General features: G+C 68.7%; 24 protein-coding genes and 2 riboswitches. Of the genes, 15 read left to right on the forward strand and 9 right to left on the reverse strand.

Features of this window, described 5'->3' with window-relative positions:
* Positions 1–28 precede the first annotated feature (28 nt).
* The 5 genes from JYG37_RS10280 to JYG37_RS10300 all read left to right on the forward strand — a co-directional run bounded on the left by JYG37_RS10280 (position 29) and on the right by JYG37_RS10300 (position 5,140).
* Positions 29–2,269, forward strand: a complete 2,241-nt coding sequence (locus JYG37_RS10280; RefSeq protein ID WP_332374522.1) for a TonB-dependent siderophore receptor — start codon at positions 29–31, stop codon at positions 2,267–2,269.
* Between the two features lie 88 nt (positions 2,270–2,357).
* Complete coding sequence (locus JYG37_RS10285; protein WP_089488427.1) at positions 2,358–3,197, forward strand: formyltransferase family protein; 840 nt, start codon at positions 2,358–2,360, stop codon at positions 3,195–3,197.
* Positions 3,197–4,213 (forward strand): GNAT family N-acetyltransferase, encoded by a 1,017-nt coding sequence (locus JYG37_RS10290; RefSeq protein WP_089488428.1) that lies wholly within the window; start codon positions 3,197–3,199, stop codon positions 4,211–4,213. Before JYG37_RS10285 ends, JYG37_RS10290 begins: the two co-directional genes overlap by 1 nt.
* 250 nt (positions 4,214–4,463) lie before the next feature.
* Positions 4,464–4,727: a type II toxin-antitoxin system VapB family antitoxin gene (gene vapB, locus JYG37_RS10295; RefSeq protein WP_050012619.1), complete on the forward strand. Its 264-nt coding sequence runs from the start codon at positions 4,464–4,466 to the stop codon at positions 4,725–4,727.
* Positions 4,724–5,140 carry a PIN domain-containing protein gene (locus tag JYG37_RS10300; RefSeq protein ID WP_089488429.1) on the forward strand — a complete coding sequence of 139 codons (417 nt, stop codon included), beginning with the start codon at positions 4,724–4,726 and terminating at the stop codon, positions 5,138–5,140. Before vapB ends, JYG37_RS10300 begins: the two co-directional genes overlap by 4 nt.
* A 44-nt stretch (positions 5,141–5,184) precedes the next feature.
* Here JYG37_RS10300 and JYG37_RS10305 read toward each other — a convergent pair whose 3' ends face one another.
* Both JYG37_RS10305 and JYG37_RS10310 read right to left on the reverse strand, forming a co-directional pair.
* Complete coding sequence (locus JYG37_RS10305) at positions 5,185–6,090, reverse strand: nucleotidyl transferase AbiEii/AbiGii toxin family protein (protein WP_050012620.1); 906 nt, start codon at positions 6,088–6,090, stop codon at positions 5,185–5,187.
* A complete protein-coding gene (locus tag JYG37_RS10310; RefSeq protein ID WP_124652857.1) occupies positions 6,059–7,129 on the reverse strand; it encodes a type IV toxin-antitoxin system AbiEi family antitoxin in 1,071 nt (356 codons plus the stop codon). Before JYG37_RS10310 ends, JYG37_RS10305 begins: the two co-directional genes overlap by 32 nt.
* Before the next feature lie 359 nt (positions 7,130–7,488).
* Here JYG37_RS10310 and JYG37_RS10315 point away from each other — a divergent pair, with 359 nt between their 5' ends.
* Both JYG37_RS10315 and JYG37_RS10320 read left to right on the forward strand, forming a co-directional pair.
* The gene (locus JYG37_RS10315; RefSeq protein ID WP_050012622.1) at positions 7,489–8,652 is read left to right on the forward strand and encodes a M20 aminoacylase family protein; all 1,164 of its coding nucleotides are present in this window, start codon (positions 7,489–7,491) and stop codon (positions 8,650–8,652) included.
* A 112-nt stretch (positions 8,653–8,764) separates the two neighbouring features.
* Positions 8,765–9,052 (forward strand): type II toxin-antitoxin system ParD family antitoxin, encoded by a 288-nt coding sequence (locus JYG37_RS10320; protein WP_080334191.1) that lies wholly within the window; start codon positions 8,765–8,767, stop codon positions 9,050–9,052.
* Positions 9,053–9,087: 35 nt separating this feature from the next.
* Here JYG37_RS10320 and JYG37_RS10325 read toward each other — a convergent pair whose 3' ends face one another.
* From JYG37_RS10325 to cobA, 4 genes are read right to left on the reverse strand one after another with little or no spacing between them, the layout of a single operon-like run.
* Complete coding sequence (locus tag JYG37_RS10325; RefSeq protein ID WP_050012623.1) at positions 9,088–10,398, reverse strand: cobyrinic acid a,c-diamide synthase CobB; 1,311 nt, start codon at positions 10,396–10,398, stop codon at positions 9,088–9,090.
* Between the two features lie 2 nt (positions 10,399–10,400).
* Positions 10,401–11,003 (reverse strand): cob(I)yrinic acid a,c-diamide adenosyltransferase, encoded by a 603-nt coding sequence (gene cobO / locus JYG37_RS10330; protein WP_050012624.1) that lies wholly within the window; start codon positions 11,001–11,003, stop codon positions 10,401–10,403.
* Between the two features lie 34 nt (positions 11,004–11,037).
* Positions 11,038–11,415 carry a cobalamin biosynthesis protein gene (locus JYG37_RS10335; protein ID WP_213345374.1) on the reverse strand — a complete coding sequence of 126 codons (378 nt, stop codon included), beginning with the start codon at positions 11,413–11,415 and terminating at the stop codon, positions 11,038–11,040.
* A complete protein-coding gene (gene cobA / locus JYG37_RS10340) occupies positions 11,412–12,221 on the reverse strand; it encodes a uroporphyrinogen-III C-methyltransferase (RefSeq protein ID WP_235356174.1) in 810 nt (269 codons plus the stop codon). The genes JYG37_RS10335 and cobA overlap by 4 nt, the downstream gene beginning before the upstream one ends.
* Before the next feature lie 110 nt (positions 12,222–12,331).
* Positions 12,332–12,568: riboswitch (cobalamin riboswitch) on the reverse strand.
* A 297-nt stretch (positions 12,569–12,865) separates the two neighbouring features.
* Between cobA and JYG37_RS10345 the strand changes: the two genes are divergently transcribed.
* Complete coding sequence (locus tag JYG37_RS10345) at positions 12,866–14,362, forward strand: EAL domain-containing protein (RefSeq protein WP_176015671.1); 1,497 nt, start codon at positions 12,866–12,868, stop codon at positions 14,360–14,362.
* A gap of 93 nt (positions 14,363–14,455) precedes the next feature.
* Here the strand turns inward: JYG37_RS10345 and JYG37_RS10350 are convergent, their stop codons facing one another.
* Complete coding sequence (locus JYG37_RS10350; RefSeq protein WP_089488433.1) at positions 14,456–16,594, reverse strand: TonB-dependent receptor; 2,139 nt, start codon at positions 16,592–16,594, stop codon at positions 14,456–14,458.
* A gap of 152 nt (positions 16,595–16,746) precedes the next feature.
* Positions 16,747–17,011: riboswitch (cobalamin riboswitch) on the forward strand.
* Between the two features lie 221 nt (positions 17,012–17,232).
* On the opposite strand from JYG37_RS10350, the gene cobW reads away from it, so the two are divergent.
* The 7 genes from cobW to JYG37_RS10385 all read left to right on the forward strand — a co-directional run bounded on the left by cobW (position 17,233) and on the right by JYG37_RS10385 (position 25,422).
* Entirely contained in the window at positions 17,233–18,321 is a 1,089-nt protein-coding gene (gene cobW, locus JYG37_RS10355; RefSeq protein WP_050012628.1) for a cobalamin biosynthesis protein CobW, read from the forward strand.
* A gap of 6 nt (positions 18,322–18,327) precedes the next feature.
* Positions 18,328–22,137, forward strand: coding sequence for a cobaltochelatase subunit CobN (gene cobN / locus JYG37_RS10360; RefSeq protein WP_050012629.1), 3,810 nt, complete (start codon positions 18,328–18,330; stop codon positions 22,135–22,137).
* The gene (locus JYG37_RS10365; RefSeq protein WP_213345375.1) at positions 22,134–23,207 is read left to right on the forward strand and encodes a magnesium chelatase ATPase subunit I; all 1,074 of its coding nucleotides are present in this window, start codon (positions 22,134–22,136) and stop codon (positions 23,205–23,207) included. The genes cobN and JYG37_RS10365 overlap by 4 nt, the downstream gene beginning before the upstream one ends.
* A gap of 68 nt (positions 23,208–23,275) precedes the next feature.
* The gene (locus JYG37_RS10370) at positions 23,276–23,884 is read left to right on the forward strand and encodes a vWA domain-containing protein (RefSeq protein ID WP_050012631.1); all 609 of its coding nucleotides are present in this window, start codon (positions 23,276–23,278) and stop codon (positions 23,882–23,884) included.
* A 61-nt stretch (positions 23,885–23,945) separates the two neighbouring features.
* A complete protein-coding gene (locus JYG37_RS10375; protein WP_089488434.1) occupies positions 23,946–24,398 on the forward strand; it encodes a YaiI/YqxD family protein in 453 nt (150 codons plus the stop codon).
* A gap of 96 nt (positions 24,399–24,494) precedes the next feature.
* Positions 24,495–25,067: a DUF1993 domain-containing protein gene (locus JYG37_RS10380; RefSeq protein WP_213345376.1), complete on the forward strand. Its 573-nt coding sequence runs from the start codon at positions 24,495–24,497 to the stop codon at positions 25,065–25,067.
* A gap of 28 nt (positions 25,068–25,095) precedes the next feature.
* A complete protein-coding gene (locus tag JYG37_RS10385; protein WP_050012634.1) occupies positions 25,096–25,422 on the forward strand; it encodes a low molecular weight protein tyrosine phosphatase family protein in 327 nt (108 codons plus the stop codon).
* Positions 25,423–25,478: 56 nt separating this feature from the next.
* Here JYG37_RS10385 and JYG37_RS10390 read toward each other — a convergent pair whose 3' ends face one another.
* The gene (locus JYG37_RS10390) at positions 25,479–25,883 is read right to left on the reverse strand and encodes an NUDIX hydrolase (protein WP_050012635.1); all 405 of its coding nucleotides are present in this window, start codon (positions 25,881–25,883) and stop codon (positions 25,479–25,481) included.
* 157 nt (positions 25,884–26,040) lie between these two features.
* Positions 26,041–26,301 carry a hypothetical protein gene (locus JYG37_RS10395; protein WP_050012636.1) on the reverse strand — a complete coding sequence of 87 codons (261 nt, stop codon included), beginning with the start codon at positions 26,299–26,301 and terminating at the stop codon, positions 26,041–26,043.
* Between the last annotated feature and the right edge of the window lie 244 nt (positions 26,302–26,545).

A 26,545-nucleotide genomic window follows, 5' to 3' on the forward strand; every position in this document is an offset into this window, starting at 1 on the left:
CCGCATGAAAAAAGTGGAGCAGAAGAAGATGGAGTGGGCAACAGGCACGCGTTTGCGTGCGATCGCAGCCGCGGCAAGCGTCGCGTTCGGTACGGCGGCGGCAGGGCACGCGTACGCGCAGACGGCGCCGGCCGTGAACGCGGGCGCCGCGGCGTCGGCCAGCAGTGCGCAAAGCGGCGCGACGACGTCAACGTCGAGCACCGCGCAGAACGGCACGCTGCCGGCGATCACCGTCAACGCGGCCTCGGCCGGCGACGGCACGGTCGGACTCGTCGCGAAGCGCAGCACGACCGGCACCAAGACCGACACGCCGCTCAACGAGATCCCGCAGACGATCAACGTCGTCACCGCGCAGCAGATCGAGATGACCGGCGCCACCGACGTGAACGCGGCGCTGCGCTACGTGCCGGGCTTCTCGTCGTACGGGTCGGACAACCGCTCCGACTGGTACGCTGCGCTGCGCGGCTTCACGCCGACCGCCTACGTGAACGGACTGCAGGTGCCGAACACGATCAACCTCGCGAGCTGGCGCGTCGACCCGTACATGATCGACAGCATCAGCGTGCTGCGCGGGCCGACCTCGGTGCTGTACGGCGCGGGCGATCCGGGCGCGATCATCGACGTGCACACCAAGCTCGCCGACGGCGAGCGCGTGCGCGAAGCCGGCGTGCAGATCGGCAACTACGCGCGCAAGCAGTTCATGATCGACGTCGGCGACAAGCTCGATCCGGACGGCAAGTATGCGTACCGGTTCGTCGGCGTCGCGCGCGACGGCAACGCCATGACGGGCCCGAACAACGACCAGCGCGTCGCGCTCGCGCCGTCGTTCCGCTGGCGCCCGGACGCGGATACGTCGCTGACGCTGTCCGCGACCTACCTGCAGGACTGGGGCGACATCTCGTCGAACTTCCTGCCCGCGCAGGGCACGGTGCTGCCGAACCCGAACGGCCAGATCAACAAGGACATCTACGAAGGCGACGGCAGCTTCAACTACTACCGCAAGAAGCAGTGGTCGGTCGGCTACCAGTTCGAGCGCAACCTGACGCCGGCCTGGACGTTCCGCCAGAATACGCGGCTGATGCACCTGTCGCTCGACAACGGCTCGGTGTTCGGCAACGGCTTCGTCGACGGCAGCACGACCGACGTGTCGCGCTGGGCCGGCGTGTTCCAGATGAACTACAGCCGCTTCGACATCGACAACAACCTCGAGGGCCGCTTCGCGACGGGCCCGCTGCAGCACACGCTGCTGCTCGGCTTCCAGTACAACCGGCAGACCGCGACCGACAGCGAGTGGCTCGCCGCCGCACCGCCGCTGAACATCTACAACCCGGTGTACCAGCCGGTCACGACGGCGGTGTTCACGCCCGACGCGACGTTCCGCACCAACACGTACACGACGCTGAACACGTTCGGCCTGTACGCGCAGGACCAGATCAAGTGGAACCGCTGGACGCTGACGCTCGGCGGCCGCGAGGACTGGGTCAACATGCGGCAGGACGACCGCGCGGCCGGCACGTCGACGAAGGCCGACGTGACGGCGTTCACGGGCCGCGTCGGCCTCACGTACCAGGGCGACTACGGGCTGTCGCCGTACGTCAGCTACGCGACGTCGTTCAATCCGCTGATCGGCGTGAACCTGGTCGGCGGCGGACTGCCGCAGCCCACGCGCGGCAAGCAGATCGAAGCCGGCCTGCGCTGGCAGCCGCCCGGCAAGAACCTGATGCTGAACGCGGCGATCTACCAGATCAACCAGACCAACGTGCTCACGTCGGCGCTGCCGAGCCAGGACCCGACCGGCACGAAGTCGGTGCAGACGGGCGAAGTGCGTTCGCGCGGGATCGAGTTGAGCGCGACCGGCAAGGTCACGCGCAACCTGTCGGTGATCGCGTCGTACGTCTATCAGGACGTGAAGAACGTGCAGGCCAACGACGTTTCGCTGAACAACTGGCCGGTCGACATTCCGCGTCCGCGCCAGATGGCGTCGCTGTGGACCGACTGGACCTGGTACACGGGGCCGCTCGCCGGCTTCGGCCTCGGCGGCGGCATTCGCTACCAGAGCGCGTCGGCCGGTGCGGCCGACAACTCGCTGACGGTATCGAGCGTCACGCTGTTCGACGCGGGCCTGCATTACGACATGCGCAACTGGCGCTTCGCGGTGAACGGGACGAACCTGTTCAACCGCCATTACATCAGCGGTTGCCAGTCGAACAACGTCTGCATCTTCGGGACCGACCGCACGGTGATCGCCACCGCGAAATACAACTGGTGACGTCGCGCGCCGCGGCTCGCCGGCCGGCCTTCGTAGCCGGGGCAGGCCGGCCGCGGCGCCTTCGTCCGCTTTTTTCCACGACGCCTCCATGCCGAAGAAAAATCTCGTCTACATCCAGTCGCTGCGCAACGGCGCGGCCGATCGCGCCGGCCAGCCGGTCGCTTATCGCGGCGGCACGCGCTACATGAAGGCGCCGCTCGAATTCCTCGTCGAGCGCCTGAACGATTCGCCGCTCGGCGAACGCTACACGCTCCAGGGCGTGATCGTCGACGACGACGAAAGCTCGCCGGCCGACCGCGCGAAAGTGGCCGATTACGGCTTCGCGCGCACGCCGGGCCGCCCGTGGATCCTGCCGGAAGGGCTGACGGTGCAGGGCCGGCCGGTCGACGAGCTGTTCTGTTCGATCCCGTCGACGTACCGGCGGCTGCCGCGCGACGCGCGCGAGCGCGTGGCCGGCAAACAGGCGTTCGAGCGCCGCCTGCTCGAGCGCCTGCTCGAACTCGACGCCGACGTCGTCGTGCTCGACGGGCTGCTCGTGATCCTCGACGAACTCGTGCGGCCGGGCGCGCGCTTTCACCGGCGCATCGCGAACATCCACCCGGGCATCACCGCCGACGATTCGCCGTACCAGCGGCGCGGCGCGTGGGCGACGCTCGACGCGCTGCACGGCGCGCGCGGCGAACGGGTCGACTGGGCCACCGGCGCGACGTCGTCCATCGAACCCGTGACGATGACGGGCGCGTCGTTCCACTACGTCGACAACGGTATCGATTCCGGCGAGGTGATCTGCGACGTGCTCGACACGCCGATCGCGCCGGACGACACGATTCTCGAACTGCGCTGGAACAACTTCCAGCGCAGCCTGTTTCCGGCGCTCGAGCGCGGGCTGCATGTGCTCGCCGATCGCCACGACGCGGGAGCATTGTGATGCAAGACACGCTGACGAAACCGGCCGGCGCCGCCGACGCCGTCGAAGGTGAAGTGGCCGCCGCACTCGACGGCGCCGCGCACGGGCAGGCGGCGGCGGTCGTCGAGCATGCGCTCGACGCATGGCGGCCCGACGACGCGCCCGACGCGCTGCTCCCGACGTTAGTGGCGCTGTTCAACACCGACACGCGGCACGACGCGGCGACGATCACGGTGCCGCTCGGCGGCGCCGATGCGGCGGCCGTGGCCTCGTACGTCGCGCGGGCGGTGCGCGAAGGCGTGATCGACGGCGCGCAGGTCGCGGGCGACGCGCTGCGGCTCACCGTGTCGCGCACGACGTTCTGGCAGAACCCGCGGCCGTGGCTGAAGGCGCCTGCGTCGGGCGGGATGCCGCTGCGCTACGCGATCACGAACGGCCACCGGCATCCGGTGCGGCCGCCGTCGCCGGCCGGCGAGATCTATGCGCGCGCGATGCCGCAGGTCGGGATGACGTTCAGCCTGCGCACCGTCGACATCGACGCGCACGCGGACCTGTTCAGCGGCTGGATGAACCTCGACCGCGTCGCGCATTTCTGGGACCAGCGCGGCACGCGCGACGAGCATGCGGCGTATCTCGCCGAACGGCTGGCCGATCCGCACATGCACCCGATGATCGGCTATTTCGACGACACGCCGTTCGGCTATTTCGAGTTCTACTGGGCGAAGGAGGACCGCCTCGCGCCGTTCTACGACGCGCACGACTACGATCGCGGGCTGCACCTGCTGATCGGCGACTCGCGGTTCCAGAGCGCCGGCAAGCTGCATGCGTGGTGGAGCGGGGTGCTGCACTACATGTTCGTCGACGAACCGCGTACGCAGCGGCTCGTCGGCGAGCCGCGCGTCGATCACGTGCGGCATATCGCGTACATGCATCGGCTCGGGTTCTACACGCTGAAGGAATTCGATTTCCCGCACAAGCGCGCGGCGCTCACGGTGATCGAGCGCGATACGTTCTTTGACACTTTCCGGTTGCCGTGACGAGGCGGGCGCGCGGCGTCGGTGCGACGGCCTGCGTAGCCTGGCGATGCGCATGCATCGGCCGTCCGGTATATGGACCGCGCGGCCTGCGTCGTGAAGAATGGATCGCTCCTCTCATCGACGACAGGCCGGCAGCATGAATCAGACATCCGCGACAACGTGGGACGCAACCGCGAATGCGCGTCCCGACAAATTGACATATGCCAGCATATGTTTAGAATGGGCGCATCGTACTCCCATGGAGTGGCTCATGCGCACTGTTTCCATTTTCAAGAACGCCCGTAACCAGGCAATCCGCATCCCGAAGGACATGGAGTTCGAGGGTGTCACGGAACTCGAGATCCGCCGCGAGGGCGACACGCTGCTGTTGCGGCCGGTACGTCCCACGTGGCTGTCGTTCGCGAACGAACCGCTGGCCGATGCCGATTTCCTGGCCGAACGCCCGGCCGTCATCGAGTCCGGTCGCTTCGACCTGTCCGGCGATGCCGACGCGCCGTCGGAGTCCAACCGGTGACCACGCTCTACATGCTCGATACGAATATCTGTTCGTTCATCATGCGCGAGCGGCCGCCCGTGGTGCTGTCGCGGTTGCAGTCGTGCGTCAACGCACAGCACCGGATCGTCGTGTCGGCCGTGACCTACGCCGAGATGCGCTTTGGCGCGGTGGGCAAGAAAGCGTCGCCGAAGCATGCGGAACTCGTGACGGCCTTCGTTTCGCGGTTGGATGGTGTGCTGTCGTGGGATTCGGCGGCAGTCGACGCTACCGCCGCGATTCGGGCGGATCTCGCCCTACGCGGCACGCCGATCGGCGCGAACGATGCGTCGATCGCCGGACATGCGATCGCGGCCGGCGCGGTGCTGGTCACGAACAACGGCCGCGAATTCAGTCGTGTCGCGGGGTTGCCCGTCGAAGACTGGGTGGCTTGACCCCGACGCGCGGCAGCGTCGTCCGCTTGCCGGGCTGCGTCACGTCACACGCGGCGGGCGGGTGGGCCGGCAAGAAAGGCGTCACGGAACGCGTCGAGATACCGGTCCGCGTCGTCGTCGAACTCACCCGGCAACAGCGCGAACGCACGTGCCAGCAGGTCCTGCCCGAGCATCGCGTACATCGTTTCGTCGGCTAGCAGCGCGTGAATGGCGTCGCGCGTATGCGGCAACGCAATCCGTTTCGCATCGCGCGCCAGCAACGCCGCCGCCGCCAGCTCCGGCTGGAAACCATGTCGTTCCACCAGATCGGGCGCGACGTCCCAGATGCGCTCGCGATTACCCGCGTCGTGAAAATGCGTGAGCAGGAACAGCAGGTCGTACGCGTCGCTGTTCTGGCGCGCGCGCCGGTCCTTCCACGCAAGCAGCTTCAGCAGCACGAGCGCCGGCAGGCTGGCCACCGGCACCACGACGCCCGCGCCGACCGACACGGGCAGTGCCGTATCGACCGCCTCCTGGAAACCCAGCACGTTCAGCACGAACTCGCCGCCGGGCGGCCACGCGATTTCCCCGGGCGGCGTTTCGAGCGGCCCGAACGGCACGAGATCGAGTTCGGTGCGAAAACCCGGCGTGCCGCTGTCGAACAGCAGCTTCTGCTGATGCTTCGGCGCGTGCGCGAATTGTCCGGTCGCGACGAGCGCATCGACGAGCTGCGCGTGAAACGGCCAGCTCACCGCGCATACGGCAACGTCGACATCCCGCGTCGCACGCACCGGACGGATGCCGTGCACGTGCCACATCAGAATGTCGCGCGCGGTCGCACCGGCCACGACGAAGGCCGCGTCGAGATGCGCGCAGGCCGCGCCGACCGCTTGCAGCAGCGCGACCGCCGCCGGCTCGAGCGGCCGGCTCGCATCGATTTCAAGCGGGCGGGTGGGCGAGGTATCGGTCATGGAGCTGCGCGGCGGCGGCAAGGTTGCGGCTGTCTCCGGACGAGACGAGATCCGCATAGATCAGAAGCGGCGGCACGAGCGGCACATCCTGCTCGCGCCAGTCGAGCGCCGGCGAGCGCGGCCAGAACGCTTCGAGGATTTCGACGTCGCCACGTTCGTCCGGACGCATGCGGCCTTGCAGCAGCAGGCGGTTCGGCACGGCGCCGTGCGTATAGACGGTGATCGTGGCGGGCTTCAGATCGTGAGTCAGCAGATCGGCCGCGGGTTCGCCGCCGAGTTGCGCATCGAAGGACGCGAAATCGAAGTCGCGCCACCAGTCTGGCGAGATCGCGGCAAACCGCCGGGCCGGCAACTTCGCGCGCAGGCGGCTCGGGTAGAGCGCGACCCACTCCTGTACGAAGCGCGGCCAGTCGGGAATCAGGCGCTCGCCGTTGCGCCGTTGCGCGACGAGGCCGCGCGCGATCAGATCGTCCATCGCAAGGTTGACCGTGCCGAGCGCGACGCCCGACGCGGCGGCAATCCCCCGATACGGCTGCGCGACGAGGCCCGACTGCGTCGCGAGTGCGAACATCACGGCGAGCCCCTTCGGCGTGGTCGCGCGTGACGCCTGACGGCGCGGCGTGCGGGCAGGTTTCGGCCGACCGGCGATCATCACGGTGGCCTCCGGCTGGATCAGGCTCGCATTGCCGGCGGTATCGAGAAACGGGATGTCGTGCTCGATCAGGCGGGCGGCCAGTTCGGCGGAAAAATAAGGCGCGACCAGCATCAGCGGCCGCTCGCCCGGCGCCGGCGTGCCGCCGCGGCGACGCAGCGCCGCGAGCGCGCCCTGCAGCGATTCGACGCCGATGCTCACGGCCGCCGGCATCTCGATAGTCTGCCCGGCGATGTCGAAGCGGATCATTGCGTCGGCGCGCGCCCGGTACGTCGCCGGCACGCGCACGGGCCGCGCAGCGAAGCGCCGGGTCGCGCGCGCGAACGCGGCACAGGCCTCATCGAGCACGTGCTGTTCCGATATCGGAAGAGGAGCGTTTGCGGGCATCACGGAGGATCGCTTGTTCACTGTTTTGTCAGCGTACACAAAAAATGTACATTCGTCAAAAAATGAACAAACGTTCCCAACCATTTGATGTAAATGGATTATTACAGATTGTTGAGCGACACCCAACGATCCCCTCCGCATGAAAATTCGAAGCTGAACACACAGTGTCGTGCGTGCCGATCGCCAGCGGCAGTCGTCCGGACGGCATAGCGCTCGCGAGGGCCACGCTTCGTCCCCTGCGTGCGCGATCCGACCGGCAATCAGTGGTTGCTGCCACGACGACTTTCTGTCTGTCCGGTTGCTGTTCAACGCACTATCCTTGCCTGCACATTCCCCACTGCACAACAGGAGACGACACCGTGACGCACAGCGTGATCCCCGCAGGCCTCGCCGACGAAATGATCGAGATCCGGCACCGCATCCATGCGCATCCCGAACTGGGTTTCGAGGAATTCGCGACGAGCGAGCTCGTCGCCGAGCAGTTGCAGTCGTGGGGCTACGCCGTGCATCGCGGGCTCGGCGGCACCGGCGTCGTCGCGCAGTTGAAAGTGGGCGATGGCGCGCAGCGCCTCGGCCTGCGCGCCGACATGGACGCGCTGCCGATCCACGAAGCGACGGGCCTGCCGTACCAGAGCACGATCGCGGGCAAGATGCACGCGTGCGGCCACGACGGTCACACGGCGATGCTGCTCGCGGCCGCGAAGCACCTCGCGCGCGAACGCCGCTTCTCGGGTACGCTGAACCTGATTTTCCAGCCGGCCGAGGAAGGGCTCGGCGGTGCGAAGAAGATGCTCGACGAAGGGCTGTTCGAGCAATTTCCGTGTGACGCGATCTTCGCGATGCACAACATGCCGGGCTTCCCGACCGGCAAGTTCGGTTTCCTGCCGGGGCCGTTCATGGCGTCGTCGGATACCGTCGTCATCGACGTGCAGGGCCGCGGCGGCCACGGCGCGGTGCCGCACCGGGCGATCGATCCGGTGGTCGTGTGCGCGCAGATCGTGCTGGCGTTGCAGACGATCGTGTCGCGCAACGTGTCGCCGCTCGACATGGCGATCATCACGGTCGGCGCGATCCACGCGGGCGACGCGCCGAACGTGATTCCCGATCGCGCGCAGATGCGCCTGTCGGTGCGCGCGCTGAAGCCCGACGTGCGCGACCTGCTCGAAACGCGCATCAAGGAGGTCGTCCATGCGCAGGCGGCCGTGTTCGGCGCGACCGCGACGATCGACTACCAGCGCCGCTATCCGGTGCTCGTGAACGATGCGGAGATGACGGCGTTCGCGCGCGGCGTCGCACGCGAATGGGGCGGCGAAGCCAATCTGATCGACGGGATGGTGCCGCTCACCGGCAGCGAGGATTTCGCGTTCCTGCTCGAGAAACGGCCGGGCTGCTATCTGATCATCGGCAACGGCGACGGGGAGGGCGGCTGCATGGTGCATAACCCCGGCTACGACTTCAACGATGCGGTGCTGCCGACTGGCGCGTCGTACTGGGTGAAGTTGGCCGAGGCGTTTCTGGTGTGATGGAGGATGCGACGCGAGGTTGGGGCCGGGCATTCACAATCCGCTCCCAGTCATGACAGACGGCATGTACCTGGCCTTGGTATATGCCCATCGTGCTCAAACGAAGTGAATCATGTCGAGAAAAGCGCCTGTTTCTCCAGACGATCACGTTGTCGAGTACGTCGACGCCGGCGGGCTGTCGGAGCGATGTTCCGATAGCGACACCATGCGAGCGAGATGGCGGCCGCCCGAATCATGCAACGCACAGGTGCGCGTGTTGCATGACGCGCTGGACGCCGGGGAGGCCTCCGGTCATCCCAAGACGTTCGACGGAGAAACCTTCCTGGCTCGCATGCGGGCGCAACGCGTTGCGGTCAAGGCCGGTCACGCCTGGTCATACGCTTCCTGTCCCGAATCCTGAAGAGCGTTGGCGTCGTACCGCCGAAGGCCGGCCGATCATGTCTCGAATGCTTCCCCACCGAACAGCGCCACGACCGCATCCGGATTCGACGGCCAGTACATGTGCATGTACGTCGCGACGATCGCACCCGCGCGATAAACGGCTTCGCCGCTGCCAGCCTCGCCATCGGGCCGGGCCGCGGTCGCGACCGGCGCCAGCGCCGTATCCAGCCGCGAATAATGAAACGTATGGCCGCGCATCGGCCCGGTGCGCGTATCGAGCTGCTGCATGCCGAGCGCCGCGAACCGGCGCTGCATCGTCGCATGCCCGGGCAGCAGGCCGAGCATCGGCGTCGTCGAGCCGTCCACGTCGGTCAGCGATTCGCACAGGTACACCATCCCCCCGCATTCCGCGACGATCGGCCGGCCGGCTGCCGCATGCGCGCGAATCGTTCGTGCGGTCAGGGCATTCCCGGCAAGCGTCGCCGCGTGCAGTTCCGGATAGCCGCCCGGCAAAAACAATGCATCGCAATCGTCGGGCACGGGTTCGTCGGCGAGCGGCGAGAAGAACCGCGGCTCGGCACCGAGCGTATCCAGCAACGCGAGATTGGCCGGATAGATGAACGAAAACGCCGCATCGCGCGCCACCGCGATCCGCTTGCCGGCCAGCGCGCGCGGCAGCGGCGCGGCCACGTCCGGTTCCGCGAACGTGACGGCAGCCGGCAACTCGACAAGCGCGGTTTGCGCGAGCACATCGGCCGCGCGCTCGAGCCGTGCATCGAGATCGTCGATATCGGCCGGCTGATGCAGCCCGAGATGCCGCTCCGGCAACGCGATGCCTGCATCGGCCGGCACGTGCCCGAGCCAGCGCAGGTCGTCGGGCAACGCCTGTTGCAGCAATTCCGCGTGCCGTGCCGAGCCGACGCGGTTCGCCAGCACGCCGTGAAACGGCACCTCGGGCCGGAACCGCGCGAGCCCGAACGCGATCGCCGCGAACGTCTGCGCCATCGCCTTCGCCGAAATCACCGCGACGACCGGCACGCCGAACGCGGCCGCGAGATCGGCGCTGCTCGGCGTGCCGTCGAATAGCCCCATCACGCCTTCGATCAGGATCAGGTCCGCGTCGTGCGCGGCGTCGGCGAGCAGCGCGCGGCAACCGGCCTCGCCGACCATCCCGAGATCGAGCGCATGCACGGGTGCGCCGCTCGCGCGTTCGAGCAGCATCGGATCGAGAAAATCCGGCCCGGTCTTGAACACGCGCACGCGACGGCCGAGCCGGCGGTGCAACCGCGCGAGGCCGGCCGTCACCGACGTCTTGCCCTGTCCGGACGCGGGCGCGCTGACGAACAGCGCGGGGCAGGCCGGCATGCTCAGAACTCCACGCCGCGCTGCGCCTTCACGCCTTGCTCCTTGTACGGATGCTTGACGAGCCGCATTTCGGTGACGAGATCGGCCGCATCGATCAGCGCATCGGGCGCGTGCCGCCCGGTGACGACGACGTGCACCGACTCCGGACGCGCCGTGAGCGTCGCGAGCACTTCGTCGAGCGGCAGGTATTCGTACTTCAGCACGGTGTTCAGCTCGTCGAGGATCACCATCCGGTAATCGCCGCTTTCGATCATCCGGCGCGCCTCGTCCCAGCCCTTGCGCGCGGTCGCGATGTCGGCGTCGCGGTTTTGCGTGTTCCACGTATAGCCGTCGCCCATCGTCACGAAATCGCACTCCGCGACCGCGCCGAGGAAGTCGCGCTCGGACGTATGCAGCGCGCCCTTGATGAACTGCACGACACCGAGCCGCATCCCGTGGCCGAGCACGCGCACGGCCATCCCGAACGCGGCCGTGCTCTTGCCCTTGCCGTTGCCGGTGTGGACGATCAGCAGGCCCTTTTCCTGGGTGGCGGCGGCCTGTTTCTTTTCATGGCCGGCGCGGCGGCGTTCGGCCATCCGCTGATGGGATTCGGAATCGGTCTTCATCGGGAGTCGTCCTGTCGAAAGCGAAACAATGGGTTCAAAGCGGGCCGGCGAGCGCGACCGTCACGCCGTCCCGGATGGATTTGGGGCCGAGCAGCCGGCCGTGCGGCGCGGCGAGCTGCGCGCACGGCTCGGCTACGCCCGCGATGCCGAAGCGGGTGAGCGCGGCGCCGGACGGACCGCTCGTGGCCAGTTCCGGGCGGCTCGCGAGTTGCGCCGCGTCGAACGCGACGAGCGGCCAGCCGCGGCGCGCGCACAGCGTGCGCAGCGCACGGGCGCGCGCCTTGTCGGCGAGCGTCGCGACGAGCGCCGGTTCGGCGGCCGGGTAGCACGCGAGCGCGGCGCGGATCGCGGCATCGAGTTGCGCGGCCGTGACGCCCGCGCGGAAACCGACACCGAGCGCGACGCGCATCATGCGTGGCCGCCGAGCGCCGCACGCACCGCCGGATCGTCGGCGAGCGCCGCGACGCGGCCGATCACGACGATCGCCGGCGAGCCGATACCGGTTTCCGCGATGCGATCGACGAGCGTATCGAGCGTCGCGACGACGTGGCGCTGTTCGGGGCGCGTCGCGTTCTCGATCGCCGCGCACGGCGTGTCGGCTGGCAGCCCGCCGTCGCGCAACGCCGCGGCAATCGCGTCGAGCCGGCGGATGCCCATGTAGACCACGATCGTCATGCGGGTGGCCGCGAGTGCGCGCCAGTCGGGCTCGTCGGCCCCCGCGCCGTGGCCCGTGACGAAGATCACGCCTTGCGCGTCGCCGCGGTGCGTGACCGGGATGCCGAGCGCGGCCGGCGCGGCGATGCCCGCGGTGATCCCGTTGACGACTTCCACCGGACAACCCGCCGCACCGAGCGCGATCAGCTCCTCGCCGCCGCGGCCGAACACGAACGGATCGCCGCCCTTGAGCCGCGCGACGCTGCGGCCCGCGCGCAGGTGCGCGAGCATCGCGGCCACGATCGCCGCCTGCGGCGTCGACGCATGGCCGCCACGCTTGCCGACGTGCTCGATCAGCGCATCGGCGCGCGCATGGCGCAGCACCTCGGGGTTCACGAGATCGTCGACGAGCAGCACGTCGGCCGCGCCGATCGCGCGCACGGCCCTGAGCGTCAGCAGGTCGGCGTCGCCGGGGCCGGCGCCGATCAGCCACGCGCGGCTCATCGCGCGCGGCACGGCGCGCACCGTGTCGAAACAGTGGAACAGGGAAGGCGGGCGGCGCATCGGCGGCCGGCGGGCAGGCAGTGCATGTCGGATCGGGCGAAACCCGCGCGAACGCGGGTGAAATGCGCACCCCATCCGTTCCCCGCGGATCGGGCGTTCGGCGAGCATCGCGCTCGCCCCTTGCGTCGGCCGGTATCCGGGCTGGCCGCTTGCCAGGCCGCAGCCTTCCCGCCCGTCGAAGGGCAGTGGCATCGCGGGCGGCCTGGGCGCACGCGCGGGAAAGCGCGTTGCGCGGGCGGCGTACCGTTGCGGGGACAGCACAGGCCGGGCGGATGTCCGCCTCCTGTTTCCCGTTTAACTGCATGCGCGGAATGCGCATGCGAGCACCGAACGCGGCGCATACGATAGCACAGCGTGCGTCGGGCGCGAGGCCGGCGAACCGCGCCCGCATCCGTCCGGGACTCAATCCGGGGAAGAGGCATTGCGTACCCGCAATATTGGTGTGCAATCATCTGGTCGACATCGTAAGCAAGGCGCCGGCTTCGGGCTGCCAGTCGCACGAAGCTGACGAGACCCATACCAAAATCGGCTCGCTCTGCCGGACCTGCAGGGCGATGGCCACTACATCGCGAAGTGCCGCGCCTATGGCGAACGTACGCAGATGGACAACCTCCAGTGGGGCCGGTTATGCACTCGCGATCGGCATGCTGGTCGTTTCGGCAGGACTGGCGCTGAAAGCCTGGCCGCTTGTTACGAAGACCGTGCTGGCGCAATCGGTTGCGGGGCTGGGGGCGCAAGTCGTGCAGCAGATCGACCTTGTGTTCGATTCGGCGGCCAGGACGCTTGCCGACGTGGATGCCTCCCCGTACGCGGACTGCTCGCCGCGAGACCTGCGCCTGTTGCGATCGGCTTCCGTGCAGTCGAAGTACGTCAAGGACGTCGGACGCCTGTCGGGCACCGATCTGCTTTGCACGACGATGCTGGGCATGCTGCCCAGGCCCTTTTCTCCGAAGCGGCAGCCATTCCGGCTGACCGACGCGATGTCGGCCTTCTGGACCGTGCCGTTGTTGTCGAGCCCCGACACGCTTGGGCTCGTGGTCGCGGGAAGGAGGGCGAACCTGCTGATGGATCTGGACGCGTTCAGGGTACTGCCGCCGTCAGGTCTGCACTACGTGATCGGGCTCAAAGGCCACCCAACCGCGCTCGTCATCGGGCTCGACGCGCGCGGCGTCCCGGCGTACGTCGATGCCAGCCAGGTGCCGGGGTTTCGGGACGGCAAATCATTCTGCTCGGCCCGCGTGCCGGTGTGCACGATCGTCGTCGTGACACCGCAAGCACTGGCAAACGCCAGTCGGCACGCCGCCTGGCTGCTGGGGATCGCCGGTGGCGCGGCGGGCTGCTGTCTGGGGCTCGGGGCGCTGATGCTGCACCGACGGTGGACGGCGCTTCCCGCGCAGATACGTCGAGCGCTGGCAAACGGGCAATTTGTCCTGCGCTATCAGCCGATCGTCGCGCTGGGCGCATCATCGCGGATCGTCTCCGCCGAGGCGCTGATCCGCTGGATCGACGGGCCAGCCGCACCCGACGTATTCATTGCCGACGCCGAACGCGCCGGCATGATCGCCGACGTCACGGCCTTCGTCGTGCGCACGGTCCTGCGGGAGATGCGCCTGCTGTTCGACAGCGAGCCGGACTTTCGCGTGACCATCAACGTCAGCGCTGACGAACTGCGGGACGGCAGCCTGATGGCGACGCTGGACCGTTGCTGGCCGGCCGGATTGTCGCGCAAGCATGTCGGCTTCGAACTGACCGAGCGGTCGACCGTGGAACTGCCGGAAATTGTGCCGGCGCTTCGGCAATTGCGCGATCTCGGGCATCCCGTCTACATGGACGATTTCGGCACGGGCTACTCCAGCCTGAGCCTGTTGCAGCATCTTCCGATCGACTACATCAAGGTCGACCGTTCGCTTCTGCCAGCCGCGCCGCAGCATGACGGCACCTCGATCATTCCGGAGATCCTCGCGATTGCCCGTCGGCTCGGGGTCGGCGTGGTCTTTGAGGGCGTCGAGACCCGTGAGCAGGCGCAGATGCTCGACATCCCGGGGCTGTCGATCGGCGCGCAGGGCTGGTATTTCGGGCGTCCCGATACAGTGCAAGCGCTGCAGGAAGCGATCGCGGAGCAGTCGCCGCGAACCGGCTGAGCATCCGGACCGAAACGCCGGTCGCGACGACCGCTCGTCTTGACGCCGTCCCCCGCGGGCCGGCTGCGCGGGGCGTCGGCGCGGCCCGCGCGGTCAGAACTTGTACGCCGCCGTCAGCGTGAACGTGCGTGGCGCACCGGGCATGATCTGCGCGAGGCCCGTCGCATTCGCGTAATAGTCGCGATCGGTCAGGTTGACGGCCGCCAGCGTGACCTCGAAGTCGCGCGTGCGATAGCCGGCCTTGCCGTCCCAGCGAACGTAGGCGGGTAGTTCGAGCAGGTTGTCGCGATCGGCGTAACGCGCACCTTCGTACACCAGCCCGAGTTCGGCGAAAAATCCGCGCAGCGGCGCATGGCTGACGAACAGGCTGCCGTTCGCCCCGGACACGCCCGCCGACCGCTTGCCCGCGTACTTCGGCTCGGCGTCGACCACCCGCGCGTGTTGCCAGCCGATGCCGCCGCGGACGAACCAGTCGCCCGTGAGCCGGCCGGCGACGCCCAGTTCCAGGCCGCGATTGCGTTCGAGGCCGGTGAGGTCGAAAAAGCCCGGCCGCACCGGGTCGGCGACGCGGCGGTTGTACAGATCGAGCTGAAACAGTGCGAGGGTCGTGGTGAGCGCGCCGCCGCGCCAGTCGCTTTTCACGCCGATCTCGTATTGGCGGTTGTATTGCGGGCCGAGATCGTTGGCGTTGCCGCGCGCGTCCGGCGTGATGCCGATCAGGTCGCCGCCGACCGGCGCGAAGCTCTTGCTGTACGACGCATACACGCTGTGCGCGCGGACCGGCGACCACACGACGCCGAGCCGCGGGCTCCATGCCGTCGTCGTGCGCCGCGAATGCAGATCGTTCAGCACGTTGGTCGAATCGACGTCGAAACGTTCGCCGCGCAGGCCGCCGAGCAACTTCCACGCTCGACCGAGGTCGATGCGGTCCTGCGCGAAGATCGCGTAGTCGCTCACGCGATGGCGGTTCATCGCATACGGGCGCGGCGCCGAACCGGCCAGAGCGAAACGATCCGGTCCGCTGATCGGGACCGGCGTCGCGTCGGCCTGCCAGAGCGTCGGGCTGCGTTTCTGCCAGCCGTATTCGATGCCGAACAGCAGATGATGCAGCGCCGGTCCGGTCGCGACCTTGCCGCCCAGTTCGACGCCGGTCTGCACGTTGAGATGCGTCATGTCCTGCAGGTAGCGCGCCCGTTGCACGCGCCGGTAGTCGCGCGGCTTCGTGACGTAGCTTTGCGTGACGTAGGTATTGTCGAAGGTGCTGCGCAAATCCAGCACGCCCAGCGTATGACGCAGTTCCCAGTCGCCGCCGAGCGCGTGCGTGAAGACCGAGCGCCAGTTCATGTTCTGGTCGCGGATGGTGTCGCGTCCCGCCGCGCCGAAGAAGGTCGCGCGCCGCTCGGACGGCAGTGAGTACGCAACGGGTTTGCCGGCCGCGTCGAGCGCGGCGACCGGCGCCGGGATGCCGCGATCTGGCACGCGTCGGTACGCGTCGTATTCGAACTGCAGCAGCCAGCTGCGCCGCGCGTCCCGCCATTTGATCGACGGCGCGATGGTCTGGCGCGTGCCGTCGACGTGGTCGCGGAAGCTGCCGGCGTGTTCGCGTCCGGCATTGAGCCGCACGCTCCATGCGCTCGACAGCATCCGGTTGAGATCGACCGATGCGCCGAGCCGTCCATCACTGCCGGTCGCCGCCGACAGATGGCCGAAGTTTTCCGGCAACGGCTGCTTGGTGATCCGGTTGATGACGCCGCCGCCGCTGCCGCGCCCGTACAGCGCCGCCGCCGGCCCCTTCAGCACTTCGACGCGTTCGATGTTGCCGAGACTGCGCACGTATTGCGCATCGTCGCGCATGCCGTCGAGCAACAGGTCGCCCGCGGCGGAAAAGCCGCGAATGCGGAACGAATCGAAGCGCGTATCCGACGTATTGGACACGCCCGGCACGCCGGCCAGCGCGTCGGCCAGCGTGCGGCCGCCGTAGGACAGCGTTTCGTCGACTGCGACGCTGTCGATGGTTTGCGGGACGTCGCGCGGATCGCTCGCGGTGCGGGTTGCCGTGCTCACGCTTTCGGCGCGCGGATCGTTCGGATGACGGCGGCTGCGCACCTCGAGCGCGGGCAGTTCGTCGTCGAACTCGGCCGCCGGCGCAGGGAAGGAGGCCACGCCGGCGAGCGAGCACAGCGACAGGGCCAGCACAGGAAAGCGCCGCCCGGATATCTGTCGTTTCGACATGAAAATTTAAGGATGACTGAGTGATTGCCTCACATTGCCGTTGCGCGGTTGCTGGTGTTGTTGTGGGGTGAATTTTATCTCGATCGGTTGAAAACGACAATCATTCGCGTTCGCCGAGGGCCGCTCGCCTTGACGCTCCCGGCCCCGCCGCCTACACTCGCACGCGTTTTGGTGCTCGCGCGCGCCGCTCCGGCACGCGCAGTTAAACGGGAAACAGGGAGCCTGCCTGCACCGCAGTCGAGCCAACCTGTGCTGCCCCCGCAACGGTAAGCGAACGCGTCGCGCGAGAAGCGCCACGCAGCGCCGCTTCGCCGCATGCCATGCGCATGCGGACGACCGCCACTGGATGCCGCGCATCCGGGAAGGCGAAGCGGCGTGTTCGTCAGCCCGGATACCGGCCTAAACGTTGGGGTTCAGCGCCGCGGGGAGGCGGCGCATCGTCCACGGCCGCAGCCGTGTTGGCATTCACGATGTCGACCGTTCGCAAGGAAGCACCATGTCCGATTCGTTGTTCCGCCCGCCGTGCGACTGTCCGCGCGGATCACGCGGCGAGCTTCCCGCGCACCGCCCGCTGAATGGCCGCGCCGCCCCCGACGCGACGATCCCGTCCTGATTCCCTCTTCGACACCGGACCTACCATGACCCTACGCAAGCTGCCCGTCACGATCGTCACGGGCTTTCTCGGCAGCGGCAAGACGACGCTGATGCGCCATATCCTGCAGCACGCCGAAGGCCGCCGCATCGCGGTGATCGTCAACGAATTCGGCGAGCTCGGCATCGACGGCGAAATCCTCAAGGGCTGCGGCATCGGCTGCGACGATGCCGACGGCGCGCAGGGCGAAGCGCCGGGCCAGCTGTACGAACTCGCGAACGGCTGCCTGTGCTGCACCGTGCAGGAAGAGTTCTATCCGGTGATGGAAGCACTCGTCGAGCGCCGCGCGGACATCGACCACGTGCTGATCGAGACGTCGGGCCTCGCGCTGCCGAAGCCGCTCGTGCAGGCGTTCAACTGGCCGACGATCCGCAACAGCTTCACGGTCGACGCGGTCGTGACCGTCGTCGACGGGCCGGCCGCCGCGAGTGGCCAGTTCGCGGAAAACCCGCAGGCCGTCGACGCGCAGCGCCGCGCCGATCCGAACCTCGACCACGAATCGCCGCTGCACGAACTGTTCGCCGATCAACTGTCGTCGGCCGATCTCGTGATCGTGAACAAGGCCGACCTCGTCGGCGACGCCGAGTTCGCGCAGATCGAAACCGCGATCCGCGAAGAAATCCCGCCGCAGGTGAAGATCGTGCGTGCGACGCGCGGCGAGCTCGATCTCGCGATGCTGCTCGGCCTCGAATCGGCGTCGGAGGACACGATCCATCTGCGGCACGACCATCACGGCTCGGCCGACGACGGCGATCACGATCATCATCACGACGATTTCGATTCGGTGGTGGTGTCGGGCGACGCCGGCACGCGCGAAGCGACGATCGCCGCATTGCAGCGGGTGGTCGAAGCGCACACGATCTATCGCGCGAAAGGTTTCGCCGCGCTGCCCGGCGCGCCGATGCGGCTCGTGATCCAGGGCGTCGGCCGCCGCTTCGACAGCTATTTCGACCGCCGCTGGCAGGACGGCGAAACGCGCGCGAGCCGCTTCGTGCTGATCGGCGAGGATCTCGACGCGGCCGCGCTGCAACGCGCGTTCGACGCCGCGTGCGCGGCCGAGCCGCAGCAGGCGTAACGCACGATGCATCTGTTGCGCACCACGCCGGGCGGCTTCGTCGACGATACGCAGGGCGTCGTCCGGATCGACCAGCAGCCGGCCGACATCGTGATCCTGAGTTCGGCCGACACGACGCTGTCGCTGCTCGCGAGCGTCGTGCCGCACTTGCCGGCCGGGTTCCCGAGCGTGCGGCTCGCGAACGTCACGTTCCTGCGGCAGCCTGCGTCGGTCGATTTCTATGTCGACGACGTGCTGCGTCACGCGAAGACGGTCGTGATCGATCATCTCGGCGGCGAAGCGTACTGGCCGTACGGGATCGAGCAGGCCGTGTCGCTCGCGTCGAAGCGCGGGCAGCAGCTCGCGATGTTCTCGGGCGACCTGCAGGAGGACCCGAACCTCGTCGCGAAGAGCACGGTCGAGGCCGAGCTGTGCCGGCTGTGGTGGCGCTATCTGCGCGAAGGCGGCGTGCACAACGCCGACGCGCTGCTGCGCAGTATCGCGTTTCACACGCTCGGGTTCGGCGACGAGCCCGAACCGCCGCGCCCGCTGCCGGCCGCCGCGCTGTATCACCCGGCGCGCGACCGTGCGAGCGTCGACGACTGGCGGCCGCGCTGGACGCCGGGCGCGCCGGTCGTCGCGATCCTGTTCTATCGCGCGCACTGGCAGGCCGCGAACACGGCCGTGTTCGACGCGCTGGCCGATGCGTTGATCGACGAAGGATTGAATCCGCTGCCGATCGCGGTGACGTCGCTGAAGGACGCGGTGAGCCGCGAGGTCATCACGCAGCTGTGCGACACGCATGGCGTCGCGCTCGTGCTCAACACCACCGCGTTCGCGGCCGGCGCGATCGACAGCGCCGAGCCCGACGTGCTGGCCGGCGACGCGCCGGTGCTGCAGGTGATTCTGTCCGGCGGCAATCGCGACGCGTGGGTGGCCGACAACCAGGGGCTGCACGCCCGCGACATCGCGATGCATGTCGCGCTGCCCGAAGTCGATGGGCGCATCGTCACGCGCGCGGTGAGCTTCAAGGGGCTCGCGTATCGTTGCCCGCACACTGAAGTCGACGTCGTGCGCTACCAGCCGGATGCGGAGCGGATCGCGTTCGTCGCGGCGCTTGCGCGCGGCTGGTGCCGGCTGCGCACGCTGGATAACGCCGACAAGCGCATCGCGCTGATTCTCGCGAACTATCCGCAAAGCGAAGGGCGGATCGGCAACGGCGTCGGGCTCGACACGCCGGCATCCGCGCTGCGCGTGCTCGCGGCGCTGCGCGATGCGGGCTACACGGTGGCCGATCTGCCGTCTGACGGTGATGCGCTGATCGCGCAACTCACCGAAGGCGTGACCAACGATCCCGCCTTGCGCACGCTGCGTCCCGCGTTTCAGAGTTACGCGCTGGCCGACTACGTCGCGCGCTTCGCGCGACTGCCGGCGGCCGTGCGCGACGCGCTGAACGAACGCTGGGGGCCGCCCGAAGCGGACCCGACGCTGCGGCAGCAGCGCTTCACGATCGCCGGCTGGCGCGCGGGCAACGTGTTCGTCGGCATCCAGCCGTCGCGCTCGCGCGACGACAACGACTACGCGAGCTACCACGATGCGGATCTCGTGCCGCCGCACGCGTATCTCGCGTTCTATTTCTGGCTGCGCGATGCGTATCGCGTCGACGCGGTCATCCATCTCGGCAAGCACGGCAACCTCGAATGGCTGCCGGGCAAGAGCGTCGCGCTGTCCGACGCATGCTGGCCCGACCTGACGCTCGGGCCGCTGCCGCATCTGTATCCGTTCATCGTCAACGATCCGGGCGAGGGCAGCCAGGCGAAGCGCCGCGCGCAGGCGGTGATCGTCGATCACCTGATGCCGCCGCTCACGCGCGCGGAAAACTACGGCCCGCTGCAGGATCTCGAACGGCAGGTCGACGAATACTATGAAGCGCTGATGGTCGATGCGCGACGCGCGAAGCTGCTGCGCAAGACGATCCTCGCGACGATCGCCGAGCATCGTCTGCATGACGAACTGAGCGTGTCGCCGCCGCGCGATGCGGGCGACGAGGATGCGCTGCTCACGCGCGTCGATGCATGGCTGTGCGAATTGAAGGAAGCGCAGATCCGCGACGGGCTGCACGTGTTCGGCGCGTCGCCGGTCGAGCGCCAGCGGCGCGACACGCTGCTCGCATTGGCACGTTTTCCGGTCGGTGACGGCAAGGGCGAACGGGCTGGCCTGATCGGCGCGCTCGCGCACGATCTCGCGCTTGGCAGCGATTTCGACCCGCTTTCGGCCGACTGGGCCGCACCGTGGACCGGGCCGCGGCCGGCCGTGCTGCAAACGCTCGACGCGTCGCCGTGGCGGCATGCGGGCGATACGCGCGAACGGCTCGAACGGCTGGCGCAGCATTGGCTCAACGTCGTGTGCGGAACCGCTTCGGAGGATCCCGGCCTCGACATGCCGCCGCCCGGCGAATGGCCGCATACGCTCGCGGTGCTCGAACGCGTGCGTTCGACGCTGTTGCCTGCGCTCGACGCGTGCGGCGGCGAGGAAATGCGGCAGTTGCTGCGCGGGCTCGACGGCCGCTTCGTGCCGCCGGGGCCGAGCGGTTCGCCGTCGCGCGGCCGTCCCGACGTGCTGCCCACGGGCCGCAATTTCTACTCGGTCGACACGCGCGCGGTGCCGACGCAGGCCGCGTGGTCGCTCGGGCTGAAATCCGCGCAGCAACTGATCGAACGCCATCTGCAGGATCACGGCGACTATCCGCGCGCGATCGGACTGTCGGTCTGGGGAACGGCCACGATGCGCACCGGCGGCGACGACATCGCGCAGGCGTTCGCGCTGCTCGGCGTGCGACCGAAATGGGCGCACGGCAGCCACCGCGTGACCGACTTCGAGATTTTGCCGATCGAGATATTCGACCGGCCGCGCATCGACGTGACGCTGCGCGTGTCCGGTTTCTTCCGCGATGCATTCCCGAACCTGATGCATCTGTTCGACGCGGCCGTGCAGGCGGTTGCCGCACTCGACGAGCCCGAGGAACTGAACCCGATCCGCGCGCGCATCGAGCGCGAACGCGAGAAGTGGGTCGCGCAGGGCATGGCGCCCGACGAAGCGCGCCGCCGCGCCGGCTGGCGCGTGTTCGGCGCGCGGCCGGGCAGCTACGGCGCGGGCCTGCAGGACCTGATCGACCAGCGGCGCTGGCAGACCGACGCCGATCTCGCGGATGCCTACCGTCGATGGGGCGGCCATGCATACGCGCAGAACAGTGCGGGCGACGCCGCGCCCGACGTGTTCGGCGAGCGGCTCGCGACGATCGACGTCGTCGTGCAGAACCAGGACAGCCGCGAGCACGACATTCTCGATTCGAACGACTACTACCAGTTCCAGGGTGGAATGACGGCGGCGGTGCGGCACCTGTCCGGGCAGCAGCCGAGTATCTATCACGGCGACCATGCGAACCCGGTCGCGCCGAAGATGCGCACGCTGCGCGAGGAAATCGCGCGCGTGATCCGCTCGCGCGTCGTCAACCCGAAATGGCTCGACGGCGTGAAGCGTCACGGCTACAAGGGTGCGGCCGAACTCGCCGCGACCGTCGATTACCTGTACGGCTATGACGCGACCGCGCGCGTGCTGTCCGATCACCAGTACGCGCTCGTCGCCGACGCGTACCTGTTCGACGACGCCACCCGCGCGTTTCTCGAACGGCACAACCCGAACGCGCTGCACGGCATCTGCGAGCGCTTCGTCGAAGCGATGCAGCGCGGGCTGTGGCAGCAGCCGGGCCCTTATCGCGAGCGGATCGAGGCGATCTGGCTCGCCAGCGAACAACGTCAGGAAGGAGGACGGCGATGATCGATCCGACGACGCACCGCGCCCGCGCGGTTTTTCCGTTTGCGGCGCTCGTCGCGCAGGACGCGTTGCAGCAGGCGCTGCTGCTCGCCGCGATCGACCCGTCGCTCGGCGGCGTGCTCGTCAGCGGCCCGCGCGGCACCGCGAAATCGACCGCGGCGCGCGGCCTCGCGGAGCTGCTGCCGGAAGGGCAGTTCGTCACGCTGCCGCTGTCGGCGAGCGACGAGCAGGTGACGGGCACGCTCGATCTCGCGCACGCGCTGGCCGAAAACGGCGTGCGTTTCCGGCCGGGCCTGCTGGCTCGCGCGCATCGGGGCGTGTTGTATGTCGACGAAGTGAACCTGCTCGCCGACGGGCTCGTCGATACGCTGCTCGACGTCGCCGCGAGCGGCGTGAACATCGTCGAGCGCGATGGCGTGTCGCACGCGCACGACGCGCGCTTCGTGCTGGTCGGCACGATGAATCCCGAGGAGGGCGAGCTGCGTCCGCAACTGCTCGACCGCTTCGGGCTGATGGTCGAGCTGGAGAACTGCTTCGACGCCGCCCAGCGCGAGCGGATCGTGAAGGCGCGTCTTGCGTTCGATCTCGATCCGGAGGCGTTTCGCGCGCGTCACGCGGCGGCCCAGCGGGCACTCGCGGACCGGATTGATGCGGCGCGTGCGCGACTGGCGACGCTGGATTTCGATGATGCGGTCCATGCGCGCGTCAGCGCGCTGTGCATCGACGCGGCCGTCGACGGGTTGCGCGCCGATCTCGTGATGCTGCGCGCCGCGCGTGCGCTGGCCGCGCTGGAGCAGGCCGACGCGGTGACGGTGTCGCATGTGGCGCGCGTGGCCGAAGCCGTGCTGCGGCATCGGCGCCATGCGGGGCCGCCGCCGTCGCAGCAAGGTGGTGAGCACGACGATCGTTTGCGCTCGGATACACCACGGCAGCCCGACAAGCGACACGGCGGCACCGACGACACAGAGGCCGACGCGTCCGCATCGCAGGGCGACTGGGGCTACCTGCCGCCCGAACCGACCGGGCTGCGCGACGTGAAAAGCGTGGTGCCGCTGCCGCTAAAAAAACGCTGAGCCATCGAGCCGGCGCCGCCGCGAACGCGATTCGCGGTCCTCGATGGCAGACAGGCGCCGCCGCGCGCGTGCCGGGCACGGCGCGCGCCGGCACGGCCGTCGCGTGGCCGGCGACGCTCGCCGCGAAACGTGGCGGCCCGCTGCATCGCGATCATCTGCGCTACGGGAAACGCGCGGGCACGCCGCACGCGCTACATTGCTTCGTGCTCGACTGTTCGGCGTCGATGTTGTCGCATGAGCGGCTCGCGCTCGCGAAGGGGCTGATCGTCGCGTATTTCGATCAGGCTGCGCGCGCACGCGTCGAAACCGCGTTGATCTGCTTCGGCGGCAACGGCGCCGCGCGGCGCTTCGGCCCGGCCGTACCGCGCTGGTGGAACGCGCGCTGGCTCGAGCCGGTCGACGGCGGCGGCGGCACGCCGCTCGCGGACGGTATCGCGACCGCCGCGCAGTTGCTTGCCCGCGCCGCTCGCCGCGAGCCCGGCAAGCAGCGCTGGCTGTGGGTGCTGTCCGACGGCCGCACGCGCGAGATGCCGGCCAGACCCGCGGCGGCCGATCACGTCGTGTTCGTCGACTTCGACGATGCGGCCGTGCGAATCGGGCAGGGCGCGCGGCTCGCCGCGGCGTGGGGCGCGCGATGGATGACGGTCGACGCGCTTCGCACGGATCTCGCCGGCTGATGGCCGGTCGGCGGTGCGCTATGATCGGCGTTTGCGCTTCTGCCCACTGGACACTCCCGCCATGCAAGTACTGGTCGATGCCGACGCATGTCCCGCCGTCATCAAGGACATGCTGTTTCGCGCCGCGCGTCGCGCCGAAATCCACGTGACGCTGGTCGCGAACCAGTTTCTGCGTACGCCGCCGTCGCCGTTCATCAAGGCCGTGCAGGTGCCGGCCGGCTTCGACGTGGCCGACGCGCGCATCGTCGAGCTGGCGGAACCCGGCGACCTCGTGATCACCGCCGACATCCCGCTGGCCGCCGCCGTGCTCGACAAGGGCGCGCACGCGCTCGACCCGCGCGGCAACTGGTTCAGCCGCGAGAACATCGAGGAGCGCCTGTCGACGCGCGCGATGATGGACCAGTTGCGCAGCGCGGGCATCGACACCGGCGGGCCGGCGCCGTTCGGCGCGCGCGACGGCAAGACGTTCGCGTCGCAGTTCGACCGGTTCCTCGCGCGGCACGGCAAGCCGTAACGGCATGCGTTTGCGCCCGTCTGCGCCCGGCCGGGATGCAGGTTCGCGCCGACGCTGCTATCGTGTGGCGCGAACCCTCAGCACAGGAGCGCACGCGTGTCACCGACCCAACTTCTCGTTCCGACCTACACCCAGATGCTGCGCGCCCAGTCAGCGTGGCTCGACAAGGCCGTCGCCCACCGGCAGGCCGCCGGTGACGAACCCGACGCGGCGATGACGCTGAGGCTCGCGCCCGACATGTGTCCGCTCGCCGCGCAGGTGCGCTTCTCGTGTTTCCAGGCGATGGAGCCGGTGCACCGGCTGCGCGGCGAACCGCTGCCGGCGGCATTGCTCGCGTTGCGCGAGGCGGGCTGGAATGCCGATGCGCAACCCGGCTCGCCGGCCGATGCGCAGGCGCTCATCGCCGGCACGCTCGCCTTTCTCGGCGAACTCGCACCGGATGCGCTCGATGGCGGCGCAGCGCTGCCGATCTCGCTCGAGATGCCGAACGGGATCGCGTTCGACATGACCGGCGAACAGTACGCGCGCGACTGGGCGCTGCCGCAGTTCTACTTTCACGCGATCGCCGCGTACGCGATCCTGCGCCATCACGGCGTCGAACTCGGCAAGGCCGATTACGTGCCGCACATGCTCGCCTACGTGCGGCCGGGCACGATTCCGCAGGGTTGAGCCGGCCTCCGGGCGGCCGCGAAGCGACATGGCACGTGCTCTGTTCCTCTGCAGCCGCAACCGGCTGCGCAGCCCGACGGCCGAAGCGGTGTTCGCCGCGTGGCCGGGCGTCGAAACCGACTCCGCGGGCCTCGCGCCCGACGCGGACGTGCGGCTGTCCGCCGAGCAGCTCGATTGGGCGGACATCGTGTTCGTGATGGAGCGCGCGCACAAAGCGCGACTGTCGGCGCAATTCGGTGCGCATCTGAAGCACCGGAAGATCGTCTGCCTCGATATCCCCGACCGCTACGCGTTCATGCAGCCCGAACTCGTCGCGCTGCTCGAACGCAAGGCTGGCCCATTCCTGCGCGCGTAATCGCCGCGAGCCGTGCCCAAGCCTGAGCCGGCATCGACCTTAGCGAAGCGGTTCGCTCACGAATGCAGAAAACAGTCGAGCCGCAGCAGCTCGATGATCTTGCGTGTCGGCACGCTCGCTCGCAGCGTGTCGAGCCGGTCGACCGCGAACCACTTGCAGTGGGCGATCTCGTTGCTCGCGCGCGGCATCAGGTGCGCCGGCACGTCGGCCACGAACACGTGATGCAACTTCGTCAGCCCGCCGAACTGCACCGCGTAGTCGAGCGCGAGTCCCTCGAGCCGGGTTTCCTCCGCGAGTTCCCGCCGCGCGGCTTCGAGCGGCGTCTCGCCGCGCCGGATCGTGCCGCCCGGCAGCGACCAGCGCGCCGTGGTGCGCGCGACCAGCAGCACGCTGCTGCGCTGGCGGCACACGATCGTGGCGCGTTCCTTGATGACGGCGAGGGTATCCGGCCCGGTGCTCATGTTCTGGCAAGACAGGTGCTGAATCGTGGAGAGAAGTGCACGCCGGCTGCCGTCGTCCGACAGCAGGCGGCGACGGCATGCAAGCCGCCGCGCCGATGATACCGGCCGTTCGTGACAGTTCCGTGCACCGCGGTCGCACGGCGGAATGGACGAAAGCTCACGCGTGCGTGTAGATCCCGCTGCGCGTCGGCTTCGTGTGGCGCGAATGGCGGCGCTTGTGAACCGCACGCCGGTGATGGGGCGACGGCGCGGTCACGTGCCGACGTGCGGGCGCGGGCCGGGCCGCCGGCGCGGCGGCATGCGGCGCGGCGCCCGGCATCCCGGTTTGCCCTTCGCCGAAATGGAAAGTCTGGTTCTGCGCATGCGCGACGCCCAGCGTCGACGCCAGCACGAGGGCCGCCAGCCACAATCGTTTCATGGAGATTCCGTCTCGTGTCGTTCGGGATGAACGTGGTCCGTCAGCTTAGCGAACGGCGGGGCGTCACCGCAACCGGCCTGCGTTCGGCGTCGTTCCCGCTTGCGCGCGACGACGCGATCCGCGCGGCAGCCGGGTCCCTCCGGGCTTGACAACATAATTCTCCGGTGTGAATATAAATTCACGTACAAGAATTATTCGTCGAATCCGGAGAAGCCGCGCGCAAGCGCCCGGCCACCGGAACCGG

It is taken from the genome of Burkholderia sp. LAS2 (genome assembly GCF_018417615.1).
Taxonomy (GTDB): domain Bacteria; phylum Pseudomonadota; class Gammaproteobacteria; order Burkholderiales; family Burkholderiaceae; genus Burkholderia; species Burkholderia sola.